The sequence below is a fragment of the Actibacterium sp. 188UL27-1 genome, from assembly GCF_016901225.1.
GTDB lineage: Bacteria > Pseudomonadota > Alphaproteobacteria > Rhodobacterales > Rhodobacteraceae > 188UL27-1.
This window is the reverse complement of sequence record NZ_JAFEUL010000004.1, coordinates 278,262-293,451: the sequence shown is the minus strand read 5'-3', so window position 1 is coordinate 293,451 and position 15,190 is coordinate 278,262. Positions and strand designations below refer to the sequence as shown.

Genomic DNA, 15,190 nt, shown 5'->3' with positions numbered 1-15,190 from the left:
GCCATCCAATACCATCCGTACAGCGCGTTCGCGGACTTCCGGTGAATACTTGTTCGTTGTCTTGCTCATGATGCTCCATCCTACTCAAGAGTTGGAGCCTCCGGCAAATCCGGCACGGTTCAGTTCTCCGTCATCGGCAAACGTAACAAGCCCTCGGTCAAAGGCAGCGTCCCAAAGCGCCGACAACAGAAGCCCGTTGTGCACGTCGAGTCGATCGGCATCGCTTTCGCATTCGCTCCAGGGAACGATGTGTGAAGCGCGAAGTAGTGCGGGGTCTGTTATTCCCGTCAAAGGACAACGGCCTTGCCAGTAGTCCATTAGGCTCTCTCGAAAGATATTCTGTCCGATGCGCTGAACGATAAGACGCTCCGCCTCTGTCGAGCTTGGAAGGTCTCTGACTTTTGCTTGAAAGGTGCGCAGCGGCCTATCCGGCAAACTCGCCGCCAGCCCGTAAACCTGCGGAAGAACCTCATATAGCTCGCGAAGATCCTCAAATCGGAAACGAGCGAGGCCCGGACCGTCCAGTGGCACGAGATTCAGGCGGATCTCCTCGATCACACCGCCATGGTCGAGCGCCAGAAACCAGGGACCTGACACCCCTCCTGAGGCTAACCAAATCGTACCCTGCGCTGTCGTCGACTGAAATGCCGCCCATCCGTTTCCCTCTCGAAGCCGACGCCGAAAGCCGTGGCGTTCAGCCGCCTTTTGGCATTCGGTTGAGACGATGAAGGATTGTGGACTTTCGATCATTTTCTCACAATGTCACAGGTCGCGCCGCAGAAGGCGCTCCGAGCCGGGCGCGCCCCGCAGTAGCACCCGACGCCAAGGTTCACGATTGAGTCCTTGCGGCGGTTTCGTCGTGGTCGTCACCACGTATTGAAAAACAGCACCCGACAGCTCTTCCTCAAGCTGTTTCAGAAGCTGGAAGTACTCATCATATATCGTTTGACCCAGGTCCGCTTCACGCGGACTGTCATGGATCAGAAACGCAGGAATGCGCGTTCGCCCCTCAATACTCAAACACAGGCAGGAAAGATCGAAGGCGAGCACCTTCAATGACTCGATAGCCGCGGTCCGTCGGTCTCCTCCGGCCTCGACGCTGATTTCAAGACCCTTGCCGGTTAAACGGATTGTGCCTTTGGCATCACCACCAAGAAGACGGCGAACAATTGCTGAGAACTTCTGCGAAATCGCACCAATGGTCTGCGCCTGCTTGTCCTCGAAGCCGCGCACCTGCTCCCGCACACGCTGCAGCTCACTATCAGCGGAGCTAATCGTCGTCTTCGCGGCAGCAAGCTCATCGACAAGTTCTGCGCAACGTTGTGCGTCTTCGACACTGCGGGTCGCGGTTCGCCAAGTCGTATTGCGGGCGTCCGCCGCCTCTTCCAGCCTGCGCACGCGTTCTTCTGCTTGCTGAACATTTTGGATGGCGAGCGCTATCTCAGGTTTTGTGCTTTCAATCTCAGTTCGCACGCCGGAGACAACTTGCTCTTGAGCCTCAACCTCTTGCTGCTTCGCATTCCACCGCGCTCGACATTGCGCAGCGTCGGGAAGCCGATGGGACAGCTTACAGCCTTCAGCCAAGGCTGCATCGAGCGGGACTTCGCAGATCGGACAGATTGGACTTGTGGCTGTTTGTGCGGCTGCAGACAGCCCTGGAATTTCGCTGTTCAGTTGACTTAGAATCTTTTCTTCCAGCGGCAGTTTTACCTCAAGACCTGTTACTTTGAGTTCTGCTTCGCGCAGCGTCGCTCTTGCCGCCTGAAGTGAGTTCCGTGCCGCCGATAGTTCGGAAGAATTGCCGGCAGGCAACTTGGCGGCGGCCGCGAGTCGCTGCCTCGCGGCAGACTTCAGGGAGTCGAGAAGAAGAGGCATCTCCGGGAGTGACGTATCGCTCAGGCCAAGATCGCTCACGAGCCGATCAACGCGGCGGGTCTGATCCCACTCAAGAAATGAGCGCTGCCGTTTCGCCTCGTCCAATTGCACTGAGATCTCCTGCTCCCGGCGTCGAGCGGCTTGCTCGTCCTCGGTGATCGCCATCAGAAAGGCGCGCATCGCAAGAAGGCGCGGTCCCTTCGCATCCCCACTCGCCGGCTGCGGCGCGTCGGACCCCGATGCGGGCGAGCGCCAATCCAGCACGTCGTCGAAGCGGCATTCCTGATCGCGAGACGCCCAGGCGAGCGCGATAGGCCAGGCGTGTTGGTCTGGGGATAACCTCGCTAACTGTGCCGTGCCTTCACCAAGTATTGCGGCGTCTATGGCGTCGATGAGCGGCTCAATGCCGGTTGCAGCACTTTCCATCGTCGCGACGGCATCAAGATCGCCGTCCTTGATTGCGAAGTGTTTGCGTTGGGCGCCTAGCGGCCGCACGACCGCCCAACAAGCCCCGTCTAGGATTACTTCGGCGCCGACGACTCCATTCAATAACGTCGTCGAGATCGCATCCCGCTGCACCTCGTCAGCAAAACGGACTTCGCCAAGGCAATACCTTAGTAGGCGGCAGAACAGCGTCTTGCCGCTGCCGTGCCCAATGGCGCGCACGTCGCTGTTTGGATCATCGTCTCCGTCCGGAGACCAAATGATGTTAAGGCCCGGCCGAAGCTCAATGTCGCGGATAACCTCACCACCCGGTGCCTCCCATATCTTAAGCCGACGCACCCAGAGTCGAGGCTCTTTGAGGCCTTGCGGTACCTCTACGCTCAAAGGCGGAACCGGGAAGAGGTCATCCTGTTGCGACATTGCCGATCCAGTCCCGAATTTCGTCGGGTGCTGCCTCTATGGTCGTATCGATGTCGAGATTTCGTAATACAGTGAGCGCGAATTTGGCCCGTCCCTCTGGCCAGCCGGCTGTGTCGAAAGCCTCAAGGCCTGTTCCAGGAGCCCAGGTTCCTTCAGCCAGATCTTCGATCAATCGACCATTCCCGCGATGGTTCGTGATCGCAGCATTCCATCCTGGTGTCGTGCGGGCAGCAAAGCCTACGACATTGCTGGAATGGGGTTTAGCCTCTGGACCCACCAGCCGCCGCCAGTCTTGCTGATCCTGACCAGTAAGAAGTGGTGTCAACAAATGCGGCTCAAGCATCATCACGGCGGCGAGACGCACGGTCCGGATCTCTGTTGGCTGATCCAGCGATTTAAGAATAGCCGCAAGCGCAGCTGTCGGATCATGCTGCGGTGACGGCGCTGCCCGAGCCCAGATCGAATCGGGCAGTTGTTCGAGCGGCGGGAGTTGGATGGGTTGTGCGATCGCGCGCAGTCCTGATTCATCCGCGCCATGACAAAGGCTTATATCGGCAGGCGGCGGTGATAGCGGCGTCTGGTAGGCTACACCTTCGGCTTTGGCTTTTGCCATTGCGTCGTAGGCTTCAAGAACAAGCCGTTTTGTTCGGAACTCGCCGTGATCGCGTTCTTCGTATTTTCGGAGAACGGTGAAGGAATCGAGGAGCCAATCGGCTTGATCGCGGGACAAGCCGTAAAGGTGCATCAAAGCGCCATCGACCTCAGCTTGCAAAACCTCCCGCCTCGCTGGAACCCACCGGTAAGGTAAGGAGTGATGCTGAAGATCTCTCGCGAGACCAATCATTTCTTCATTTGTGTAGCAAAGCTCCAGAACTCGCTTAGTAAGAAAGTCACCTGCGGAGCACCCAAGGAAATCGAAGTTCGAGCTAAGGACATCTGGCGCTATTGCCGGTATCTGCTCGACAACAAAATACTTCATTCGATTCGACTTTTGTCGAGCTGCGTAATCGCAAACGAGTGACCCAAGAATACCAACAAGAGCAACGTTCTCTTCAGCGCTTCGTCCCGGGCAAAGAAGATAAGCCGTATCGCCCGCCGCAGTCCGGGGAATCGCGGTGCCTACAAATGTTCGTTCTGAAGGCCCAACGTCACGCCACGAGAAACTCCATTCCCGTTCGGCATGTTCAGCCAGGGCATCGTGAGTAAGTCCCTTTTCAACCCAATATCTGGGTTGCACTTGATATGTTGGATCATAGTGCTGATCGAAACTTACCCTTGGTAGAACGCCCTTATTTGCTTGTTTGAGTGTTTGCTTCTCGTAAGTCCCGTATCGATGGTCGAATTGCCAAAGCATTTTACCTTCATATAGGGGATAAACCTCGCGACTGTCGCTCAATACAGCGAGTGCGCCCCGTCTCTCTAAAATCAATGGGGCGACTTCGTCGTGGTCAATAAAACTCTCTGAAGCACCCGACATGTGGAAGAGTGTTTTCGGCGTAACTCCCCAAGGATTGGCGGTGACCGTGTTTCCGTCTTTCTCAATGAGGATCGGTGCGGCTGTGTGGATAGCTGCCGTTACCTTGGCGTCTCTAGTCCACCGAAAGGCGGGCAGATTGAGCGTGTTCGGATTGATCGCCCGAATTTCATCGACAGTTAGCGCGTAACGCTTCTCGGGATCGGCGATTTCGGCAGGCTGGCGAATGTGCGCCGTAAACCAAGGCTGTTCAACTCGGACATCGCGCCCCGCGATTGTCAGCAGACCAAACTTCACCTTGTTCGTGATGTGAGGGAAAATGAGGTCTTCATTCTCGAAGCCATAGAATGCGACAAGCGATTTTGAACTCAACAACTCCCCAAGAAAAGCGATAGGTGAACCCACTAACCAGCCCGGTCGGAATAATCAGTCCTGCGTAGCCTTCCGGTTGGGTGAGTTGCCAGAATTGGTCAGTAAACACCGCATACGTGTTCACATCTCCAACCCCTCCGCGGGGGAAGCGACCGGATTCCCGCATGAAGTGGCTTTCGACTGCGGCGCTTCGCAATGCCTCCTGCCATTCTCTGGCGAGCGGAGGATTCGTTTCAGCCAACTTTTCAATCAGTTTCTTTCGCGCAGCAGCGTTCTTCGCCGTGGCGATGTCCTGATCCTTCAGGGCAAAGAATTCCTGCTCCTGTAGCTTCACCCGCTCCCAAGGCGGGTTGCCCAGCACCACATCGAACCCGCCGCTTTGCATGATGTCCGGGAATTCCAGCGGCCAATGGAAGGCGCGGGCTTTGCGGGCGGCATCGATGCTATTGGCAAAGAGCGGGCCGAAGAGTTGCACCCCGCGCAGCCATTCCCAGACCGCGCCAGAAGTCGGCACGGTTTCCGTGCCACGGCGCGGCAGGCCGTTCGGCCCGGCATTGGGATCGTCTTTTGTTTTGGGCAGGAGGAAGGCCGAGACATAGAGATCGCAGGCGGTCTCCAGCGTCCACGCGGCGGCACCTTCGGCTGTCAGGGCGCGAAGCTTTTCTGACTTCGCCTCGATCTGCCGCACCGTGTTTTCCGGCATGGCCCGCAGCCGCGCAAATTCGCGCATGAAATCCTGCTGGCGGTTGAACCCGAAGCCGCTGGCGATCTTTTCGCGCTCTTTGACTTCGCGCTTGTTCTTGTCGCGATAGTATTTGGCGATCGTCTTGTCATCGCCCGTCAGCGGTTTGTAGGCGGCATCCGGAATGCCGCCTTCCAGAACGGTGAGATCAAACACGCCGAGCAGCGCATCGCCACAGCGGATCTGCGCATCGAAGAACCCAAGCGGCAGGCCGGGATCGACGGTTTCGATCCAGAGCGCGACCTTGGTCAACTCCACCGCCATCGGGTTGCGATCCACCCCGTGGATGCACGACCTCGCCACATCCCGCAGGGCATGGCGGAAATCTTCCTGCGCAGGTGTGCCGTCGGCACGGATACGGGCAACGCGCGTCGCGATCCGTCTTGCTGCCGACAGCAGGAAGTGACCGGACCCGCAGGCAGGGTCGATGACGGACAGGTTCAGAAGGGCCGTTTCTGGATCGTCGGCTTCAGCTTCGGTCTTGTCGAGAACGGGATCGAGCGCGGTATCGAGCAGCGCCTGCACGAGGCTGTCGGGCGTGTAGTAGGAGCCGGTCGTCTTGCGCTGATTGCCCTTTTGCTCAGCCGCATCGGAGGCAAAGACGAGCGACTTGCCGTCATCGCCGAGCTGCGGCTGGAGTTCGAGCAGGGATTCATAAACGGACCCCAGTTCCTCCGCCTCCATGGCGCGCCAGTTGACCGGCGCCATTCCGGTTTTGCCTTGTAGCCATGACAGGCGATAGAGCGCCTCCATGAAAGCGCGGTTGCGCAGCTTCGCGGTTTCTAGGCTCGGCAACATGTTCGGCGCAAAGAGCCCGCCAAGCGCGGGCAGCGATAGCGCCTCCTGTCCGCCCGCCAGTGAGCGGAAGATGATCTTAATCCCCTCATAGCGGTCATGGTGGCGGTCCCACGTCGCCCCGCGAAAACACTGAGAGCGAAGATGGGCCAGGCTGTAGCCGTCCGCATAGAGCTTGCGCGCGTCAGCGCGAGAGGCTTTCGGGTGCAGAAGGTTTCTGTCCTCAGCGACCATGAGAAAGATCAGGCGGTAGACCAGACGCAACAGCTCGTTGAACCACTCGGTGAGATTTTGCTCGCCTGACTGAAGCTTGGCCGCGAGCGCCGGATTGGCCTCAAGGAAGCCCGAGCCAAGAATGTTGAGTGCTTGCTCGACCTGCGCCGCGAGCCGGTCACGCGCGACCTCACCCTCTTTTGTGCCCGTTTCCCGCCAGCGCTCCAGCGCACAGTCGGTGGCGGGGGCGCCTGCATTGTCGAAGCGGCTGCGGTGAACCAGCAGCCAGAGCAAACCGAAGGAGGCGGCATCCTCATTGGAGAATATCTGGGCAAGGTCGGCCTCGATAAAGGCTGGGCGCGTCAGAGAGGCGTTGTCCCGCATCAGGCGGATGACCATGCCATTGGTGGCAAGTCCCCAGAGGGCGTCATCCTCTTCGTTGAGATAGTCCTGCAACGCAAAGGCGGGCGAGCGGGAGCGCTCGCCCGAAAGCGTCGGGCTGCGCCGGTCGAGCCGGTCTTCATCCGGCGGCACGACGATGACAGGAATGCGATGACCGCCAGCAGAGTGCGCGATCAGCCCGCCGCCGTCCTCAATGTCATCAAACCCAAACGTCTCCTTGAGGAAGGCCCTCATGAAGCGGCGCGTTGCGTCGGCAGAGGGATTGCTCAGCTTACTGAAGGCATCAAAATGCGATTGGCCGACCCGGAAGGCGGTGGAGACTTCCTCGCGAAGCGTCAGACCCTTGCGGACACCATAGTCTTCCGGGCTCTGTTCAGGCGCAGCGCGTTCATCAATTCGCGCCAGCATGGCGGGCGCAATCAGATTGCCTTCGAGGCTGATCGACGGCCAGGCGGAAAGGTCGGTGACAGGACGACGGGCCATGTTCAGGCCTCGTCCGGGATGAGAACGAAGAGCCCGATCACATCCGGCGGCAGCACCGCTTCGACGCTGACCCTGGAGGCGGATCCCGCAGCCGCGCGCAGACGGGCATGATCTTCAACAAGTTCGTCCGCACGCTGCCTGATAAAGTCGGCCAGCGGACCCGCAACCATCATCGGCAAATCGGCTTTGGCCGCATCGGATAGTCTCTTGCGTGCAATGTCGGCTAGGTCGGCTGTCGCCGATGTGCCGAGCCACTCCCGGACTACGTTTCCGGACGCAATGATCTCATTGCCGTGTAGAGCAACAAGCGCTGCTTCTTCAGCGAGGAGCAGTCGTTCTTTTCTAGCATGAATGGTCAGCTTGTATCGCAGACGAAGCAAGGCAATGCGCGTCAGCACGGAGACCGCTGGCGTTGGCCAAGCGCCGACACGGCCAATACCAAGATCGGGCAACGACTCTGGCTCAAGGGAGGCTTCAAGAAGGCTTTCCGCCAGCGAGGACGTCAAGGGATGGGTCCGAGTCAGAAGGCTGGTTCCCGAAGGCGCAGGTTCGGCGGTGGCAAGCCTCACCGAGTCCCTTAGTCCGCGCTGATCCAGTTTCTCTTTCAGGCTCGGCTGCAATGCGTGGATATGGGCGAGATGAACGGTGCCCTTCTTCTCGAGCGGTACGCCGAATTTCCTCATGGTCAGATCAACAAATAACCTGGCGTCATCAGGCGAACCGAGCAGGTCTTTCACCTTATTCCATTCCGGTGCAACTTCACCCGGCTTCATTGCGTTCTGGGCAAATCGTGCGCGTGATTTCTTTTCATTCTCGCTGGCATCGCGCCACCGCGCCTCAATGGCGCGCGTGCCGTCATCGAGCCGTAAATCCAGAGCAAGCTGTTGCTGCCCGCCGCGACGCAGCATCATCGACGCCATCAATGCGTCTGTGACCGCTCCCCGTTCTTCCGGTAGCGGAACAGTGACGCCGGTGGCTTTCCTAATCTCTTCTGCTTTTCGCAAGATGACGTCCAGAACCGCGCCATCGATTGCGCTGTCGGGCGAGAACATCATGATTGACCGAACCAGTTCGGCAGGCTGACCAAAACGGTCAACGCGGCCCTCTCGCTGCTGATGTCGCGTCGGGTTCCACGAAAGATCGTAGTGAACCACGGTGTCGAAGAGTTGCTGAAGATTGATGCCTTCGGACAGACAATCGGTGGCAACAAGAATTCGCTGGGTTTGTTTTTTTGAGTCTTCGGACGCCATTTCGGCAACCCGGTCACGGCGCTCATCAGGTGTCAGTTCACCAGTTACCGCTTCAACAGTGAGTTTGCTAAACGCTTTGCGGAGCCGTGTCTTCACATATTCCGCAGTTGCCAGATACCGGCAAAACACGACCGGATTTGCCCCGTCTTTGATCAGAGGTCTCAAGGCACTGACGAGCGCGTCAATTTTCGGGTCTGTCTCGGTTGTAAGGTCTGATGCTCTATCAAGCAGCGCAAGCAGTTCAGGGTCCGATGTGAAGACCGTGCCCGGCTCGAGGTCAACGGCATCTTCGTCATCGCCGTCTTCATCGTATATCTGGGGTTCGAGGCGCTCAGTCTCATTGCTGGCGCGGTTCCTCAGGGCACTGAGCGCCGCAGCCGGTGACGACCCAACGCAGCGCATGAGCGCGAGCGTTCCCCAGAACGCCAACCTTTGATCGCGCCGCTGGCTCCCCGCGCGTGACACCACCCCAAGGCAGTAGTCGATTACCGCCTCCTGAAAGTCCAGGTGCAGTCCCGTCAGCCGATAGGAAAACTCCGTGGTCTCATGTTTTGGAAAGGAACGCGTCTCATCCCAGTCACCTTCAATCAGGTCCACACGTCTGCGCTGAACAAAATGCCGCGCGAGGCGCTCCCGATAACGCACATTGTCAAAGTCTGCGCTGGCGAACTCACCATTGATCAGTGATAGGAGCCTCGCGAAAGCCTCTTCATCGCCCGAATGCGGCGTTGCAGTCAGCATGATCAGGCGACGACTGACGTCTTTTGCAAGCCCCTGAAGGAGATCAAAGCGCTGCTGTTTGCCCTTGTGGGTGCCGACGCAGGCGTGAGCCTCATCCACAATAACGAAATCGGGGCAAGCCCTTGCGAATCCGTCCCGCCGTTTCTCTGCTTTAATGTAGTCAAGACTGACGACAGTGAACGGAAATGCGTCAAACAACGTCTGGGCGAGGGGCAGATTGCGTTCAAGACGGGCCGCTGTTCCCGAGGTCACCGGGACCGCATCAATCCCGAACCGGTCCTTGAGCTCAACGAGCCATTGATCCACGAGGTGCGGCGGGCACAGTACAGAAAAAGAGTCTACCTCGCCCCGGTCCATAAACTCTCGGAGGATCAGTCCGGCTTCGATGGTTTTCCCAATCCCCACATCATCAGCAATGAGTAGTCTCGGAACCTGAAGCCTCAGAGCCATTAGCAAGGGCACAAGTTGATAAGTACGAGGCTCGAAGGCCAGATGAGCCGCCGACCTGAACGGGCCGGCGCCGCGACGCAGTGTAAGTCTCAGCGCGTCGCTGAGCAGAGCCGCCTTCGATTGAACAGTTGGCACCGCATCAGTCGGCAGATCGAAACGAGCAGGCTCCACTGCCGTCAATTCGAGTTCAGGGTTGAGCAGAACGATGTCGTTTTCGTTCCCAGAAAGCGGACGTAATGCCAGCACGTCACTATCAGGTGCAGGAAGTGCGACCCACTCCCGTCCTCTTGCCCGGACAAGATCTCCCGGTGATACGTTGAAACTCATGCGTCGCCCCCCAACAGTGTCACCAGCTGAGATGGCAGTCCACCGTCAGGACTTGAGGGCAGAGAGACGATTTCCCAACCCTTTTCCAGGGCCTCGCCTGACAGCTCATTGGTAACCGGTTGCAGAGTTGCCGCGACACGATGTGTTTTCCAGCCAAACTCGATCGTCGAATCACCGAGTTCAAGATGCAACGTATCTGGTTCAGGCAAATTGGCTGCAGCAAAGGCATTGAGCCATAAATGCGCCCCTGCATCCGGCTTTATCCCTTGCAAAATAATTGTTTCGCCACGGGCAAGGTCAATCAGAAACTGCTTCACTTCATCGCTCGCCCGATCAATCTGCTCGTGATCGGGCTGATTGAAATATGAGAGCAGGCACCGATAACATCCTCTGACACAGGCCTCATGGTCTATGTCCGTGAGCAATGCAGCGTCACCTGCGTCAATCGCCTCGTCGATGTTTTGAAAGTGCATCAGCTCAAGCGCCGTCTTGGCCACCAGCGCGATTGCCTTTGGATCATCGATGAGGCGCGTCAGAACACCCGCGCCGCCTTCGGTCGCCTCATATGCAAGGATCGCCCGGCGATTGTCTTGTGCGGGCAAGGGCTCGCCCAAAACTTCACCTTCTTCCAGCTGGTAGACGACTTCAATGCCCCTGAGCAGTGCATGCTGCAGAGTAGTAATCGTTTCAGGCGCGTAGGCTTGCGGCTCCGTAATCCGGAACAAAAGCGCGTTCTTGTGGTCCCTGACGATCGGAACAATCCGCACAGGCCTCACAACGTCCGGCGCCGCGTCAGTCTCCACGTCTTCATCCTCGGACTTGGCCCAGTATCCTGTTCTTGGGTCAATATAAAAGCCGAAGACGGTTTGATCCCGTCGGCGCTTGAGCCCCTTGTTCAAACGACTGATCTCGGCGCTGTTGGCATACTGCAGCGCCAACAGACTTTTCTCACCACACCGGAAATCAGCATCGGTGACCTGAATCTGTCCTTCCTTGCGAGGCCAGGAGAAGACCGTCTGAATGTCAAAACCCTGACGCACCCGCTCTTCATCATTTGCCGAAATGCGCTCGGTCGGCATGGCCTCGACATTGTCGATCCGCAGTGTCTTCTTGATCGGCACTTCACCTGCCAAATGCGCGTTGCAGCCATGGCAACGTTCCACCTCATTTTCATGGCAAGCGCCACAATCCTGGCAGATAAAGATATCCTTTGTTGCAAGCTCCGAACCGTCGCCACCTCGCGCCTCCGGGGGCAGCTTCGCTTTCATGACGCGATAGGCGCGGCCCTCGTGATAAATCAGACTCCGTGGGCCGAACTCGGAAATCGCCAGGAACCGGGCTCGCGACAAAAACGATCCGGTTTTATCTTCACCCGGAATAAAAGCGTAAAGCGGAAGTCGCGGAAAATTATACCCCGGCAAAAAGCCCTCGGTTGCTAGATACCGATATGAATAGAAATCCGAACCATTCGATGCCTTGCCTTGCTCAAGGATGGCGATCTGATCACTCGCCTGAATCTGCGCCGACTTGATCTTCCGCCGATCAGCGCCTGAGAGTCCCGTGATCTCTGATCGAGCATTGGCCTCGGACAGTTGACTGCGTGCTGACTTATAGAGGTCCCGCCATCGACCAAACGCCTGGTCAAACGACTTCGGCGCCTCCATGGCTACGCTGAGGACGAAGTCATCGGCATCATCCATCCATGTTGGGAGCGCTCCGCCATCAGCCGTCAGAATAGCATGCAATACGCGCTTCATGGGTACCATTGCGGACGAAACCAGCGATGGTTTGCATATGGCGCTTACGACGTCATCTTTGAGCGGGAATTTCTCCGCTTGCAGATCCAGTATTTCTGGAATGTCCGGAGACAGGGCCAGCTTAGATTCTGCAAGCCAGACGGCATGAAGATGGGAGCGAACGAGTTCCTCATTTGTGATGTCGAGAGCTGGCGGCCTCACAACACCGGCAACCATATCATTGCGGCGATCAAAGAAATACTGATCGTGCGGCGACCCTGAAGCACAATACGCGACCACCACAGCAGCCTGACCAGAGCGCCCGGCACGTCCTGCGCGTTGCGCATAGTTGGCCGGCGTTGGCGGCACGTTGCGTAGGTAAACGGCGTTCAGTGCTGAGATATCAACACCGAGTTCCATTGTCGGGGAGCAAAAGAGCGCCGGAAGGAACTGGTCTGACTCACCTGTCGCCTTTATCTCGGTTCTGTATTCAGAACCTTGCAGATTGCTCTGGTCGTCGTTTTCGAACCGGAAGCGCCATTCGCGCCACTCGCGCTGTTTTTGGGATACCTGTGCGGTGTGCTCCCGGCCTTCCAGCCCCCAATATGCGCTCCGCCCCAACTCGAGATCATTCGCAATGGAGAGATACAGGTTATGAAAATACTCATTTCCCCGCGCAGCCACGTCCCGTAGCGCTGCCCCTGGCACGAGCCTGACAGCCGACGGCGTAAGCCGCCAGCCCATGACATTTGTGTCGATCTCGACGGGAACAACGAGACCTTCATCGGAAAGAAGTTCGAGAAGGCGCCCGAGGAAATCCAGGTAGTCATTTTTGCCCAGTTTTGTTCCGATGACGCTATTCTTGTTGATCAGTCTGGCTATACGAGAATTATGACCCGCGCGGAGTAGCGTTTGTTCTTCGCGCAGGCTGACCACGCCCTTGCCAGGTGCGCGCTGAACCAGCGCAGACCTTCCTCGAGGCTTTTCCTTACTGTCGATGGCCCAGGGCGAACGGAGCAGCGATCTGGATTTCTGCGCCACACCGTCGAGCACCGCGAGGTCGAGCGACTCTGTGTTGACAGCAAGACCGGCGAGCATTGCGCTGAGCAGTTCCTTGAGGAGTTGTTGCCGTTGGTCGGCGGAGACTTCTCCCAACTCCGGCAGCACAGCCATCATTCGTTCGCGGTCGTTGGCAACTTCCTCGAGACCAACAAATCGCACATCAATCAGATTGAGAACTGAGAGGCTGGGATTCGTGTAACGCCACCCGCGACGGAGATCTGTCCAGACTCGATGGGCAAGCACTTTGGCGAGGGCGCGCTGTGCATCCTCACGAATGACGGCGCCCGCAGATGGATCCAGCATCCAATGAACACGCGCGCCTGCATTGGATGAGACGAAGCCAAGCGCCTTGACGACCCTGAGGCCGAATTCATCCTCACTCAGGCCGTCATGGCCATCGTCAAGTATTGCCCGCAATATGGCGCCGCGCAAAAGACTGACAAAAAGAAAGTCATTGAAATGACCGGACTGAAGCGCCGCGTCTTGCCGGTTATCCGTAAATCCGAGAAGCTTTCGCTTCGTATCCGGAACGCCACTCTCGGCCGAATTCATCCATTCTAGGGCGCTCGACACCAATAGCGTCGTTGCTGAGCTACGGCCTTCACCCGATAACCCAGCAAGTTTGCTGCGCTCCCGCATGCCCTGATTAGGTTCATCCTGACAGCAAAGGCAGAACGCGAATTTGCCCGGCACAAAGAAGAACGCCCGGCCGCCTGAACTGTGACGTCCATCGGGTTCAACAAAAAACGAAATAGGAGCACGCGCTCTGCGATAGGACCGCAACCGCTCCACGCCATTGCGTTCCTCAAGCCAGCTTTCGGGAAACGTGCTCAGGTCTCCGTTGAATACAAAATCGGCGTCGCCTTCTGGCACGGGGCAGAGATAACCAGCAACTTCAGAACCGTCTTCTGACTCAAGCGGAGTATCGTCGATGCCTCGCGGCAGAAATCTCGTATGGCCGTCATCGTCAGTCTTCGTAACGACATGATACTCGTGACCGCAGTTTCTGCAGAAACGCGTTGGGTAGAGTCGGTTGCCGGGTGCGTTTGGATCCTCCAGCTGCCCTTCAAACAGGACGGTTCGCGGATGTTTTGTCAGCGTCGTGAAGACCTCACCAGCGCCGGAGATAAAGCGGTGAAGTTTGAACGCGAGAAATGCCCGCTCTCCGATTCCTCCTCTGTCACACTCCGGGAGGCTGACCTTGGTCAGGAAATCCTGGAGAACACTTTTGCAAACCTCAGAGCTTGAGCCGCTGTCTGCGGCTAGGCGATCAACCGCACTTTGGAAAGGTGCCGGCTTTTGTCGTTTGAGCTCGAGCCCATCATCAAGACCAAGAGCAAGCTCGGTCCAGACCGCTAATGGATGCGTTCTGAGTGTCTGATCATCCAAAACATCCGGAACGCCGTCAGCAAGAACCGATGACAAAGCAGAAATAGCTTCTGCCAAACTGATATTGTCATCCGTAGCACGCTGAAGGGACTCATCAATAACGGCATCGGGACCGATATCCGCGCCAAACAAACGGGAGGCGACTTTTGCCACGGCAACAGCTCTGCTTTCATCTGATCCCTCGGATGCCATCGTGGCCGAAGTACCGATGCATACAGGCGCCCTGTCGGGTGCGCATCTGTCTCGAAGTCGCCGGACAAGAACGGCAACGTCTGCACCTTGTCGTCCCCGGTAGGTATGCAGCTCATCCAGAATAATGAATTCCAAGCCGCTTGCATTCTCGACCACTTGTGCGTCAAGCTTATCCTGACGCGTCAGAAGGAGTTCAGCCATCATATAGTTTGTCAGAAGTATATCCGGTGGATTGGCCGCAATCTTCTGGCGCTCTTCCTGACTTTCCTGTCCGGTATATCGCTTGATCACTGGGCGCATATTTTCCGGAAGGCCCGACTGGCTGAGGAATTTGTCGATCTCCTTCAACTGGCTATTTGCAAGCGCGTTCATCGGATAAACGATGATCGCCCTTGTTCTTCTTGGTTTTCCTGCGCGCAAGGCCCGGATAATCGCGTCCACCACCGGCACAAAAAAGCACATGGACTTTCCCGATCCTGTGCCGGTCGTCACGACATAACTCTTGCCCGCTTTCGCTTTTGCGATTGCTTCGGCTTGATGCCGATAGAACGTCATAGGAGCGTCGCCGAAACGAAACACCTTGCCCGTGGCGTCATCCAAATCGCCCGACTCTACAAGTTCATCGATATCCTTGTCCGACCGATAGCGGGGATTGAGTGACAACAATGCCTCGGGCCAGAAACGCCCTTCGTCATACTGGCGATCAATTTCAGACCTCAAATCTTCCGATCGAATTGACGTGAAGGAGCGTGAGAACTGCTCATAGGTTGTTATAAGGTGCTGATCGAATTCAAAGGCTTTCATTTTTTACTGCGCCCCCATG

The 15,190-nt window shown here is 57.3% G+C and carries 6 protein-coding genes; all 6 read right to left on the bottom strand.

The annotated features are described in order from the left end of the window. Positions 1 to 84: 84 nt before the first annotated feature. From IU397_RS08280 to IU397_RS08255, 6 genes are read right to left on the bottom strand one after another with little or no spacing between them, the layout of a single operon-like run. Positions 85 to 750, bottom strand: coding sequence for an HNH endonuclease (locus tag IU397_RS08280; RefSeq protein WP_204412235.1), 666 nt, complete (start codon positions 748 to 750; stop codon positions 85 to 87). A 12-nt stretch (positions 751 to 762) separates the two neighbouring features. Further along, entirely contained in the window at positions 763 to 2,739 is a 1,977-nt protein-coding gene (locus IU397_RS08275; RefSeq protein WP_204412234.1) for a hypothetical protein, read from the bottom strand. Next, positions 2,723 to 4,585 (bottom strand): hypothetical protein, encoded by a 1,863-nt coding sequence (locus IU397_RS08270; protein ID WP_204412233.1) that lies wholly within the window; start codon positions 4,583 to 4,585, stop codon positions 2,723 to 2,725. The genes IU397_RS08275 and IU397_RS08270 overlap by 17 nt, the downstream gene beginning before the upstream one ends. After that, complete coding sequence (locus IU397_RS08265) at positions 4,542 to 7,220, bottom strand: N-6 DNA methylase (RefSeq protein WP_204412232.1); 2,679 nt, start codon at positions 7,218 to 7,220, stop codon at positions 4,542 to 4,544. Before IU397_RS08265 ends, IU397_RS08270 begins: the two co-directional genes overlap by 44 nt. A gap of 2 nt (positions 7,221 to 7,222) precedes the next feature. Then, entirely contained in the window at positions 7,223 to 9,988 is a 2,766-nt protein-coding gene (locus tag IU397_RS08260; protein WP_204412231.1) for a DEAD/DEAH box helicase, read from the bottom strand. Beyond that, on the bottom strand, positions 9,985 to 15,171 hold the full coding sequence (locus IU397_RS08255; RefSeq protein ID WP_204412230.1) for a DEAD/DEAH box helicase: 5,187 nt from the start codon (positions 15,169 to 15,171) through the stop codon (positions 9,985 to 9,987). Before IU397_RS08255 ends, IU397_RS08260 begins: the two co-directional genes overlap by 4 nt. Positions 15,172 to 15,190: the final 19 nt, after the last annotated feature.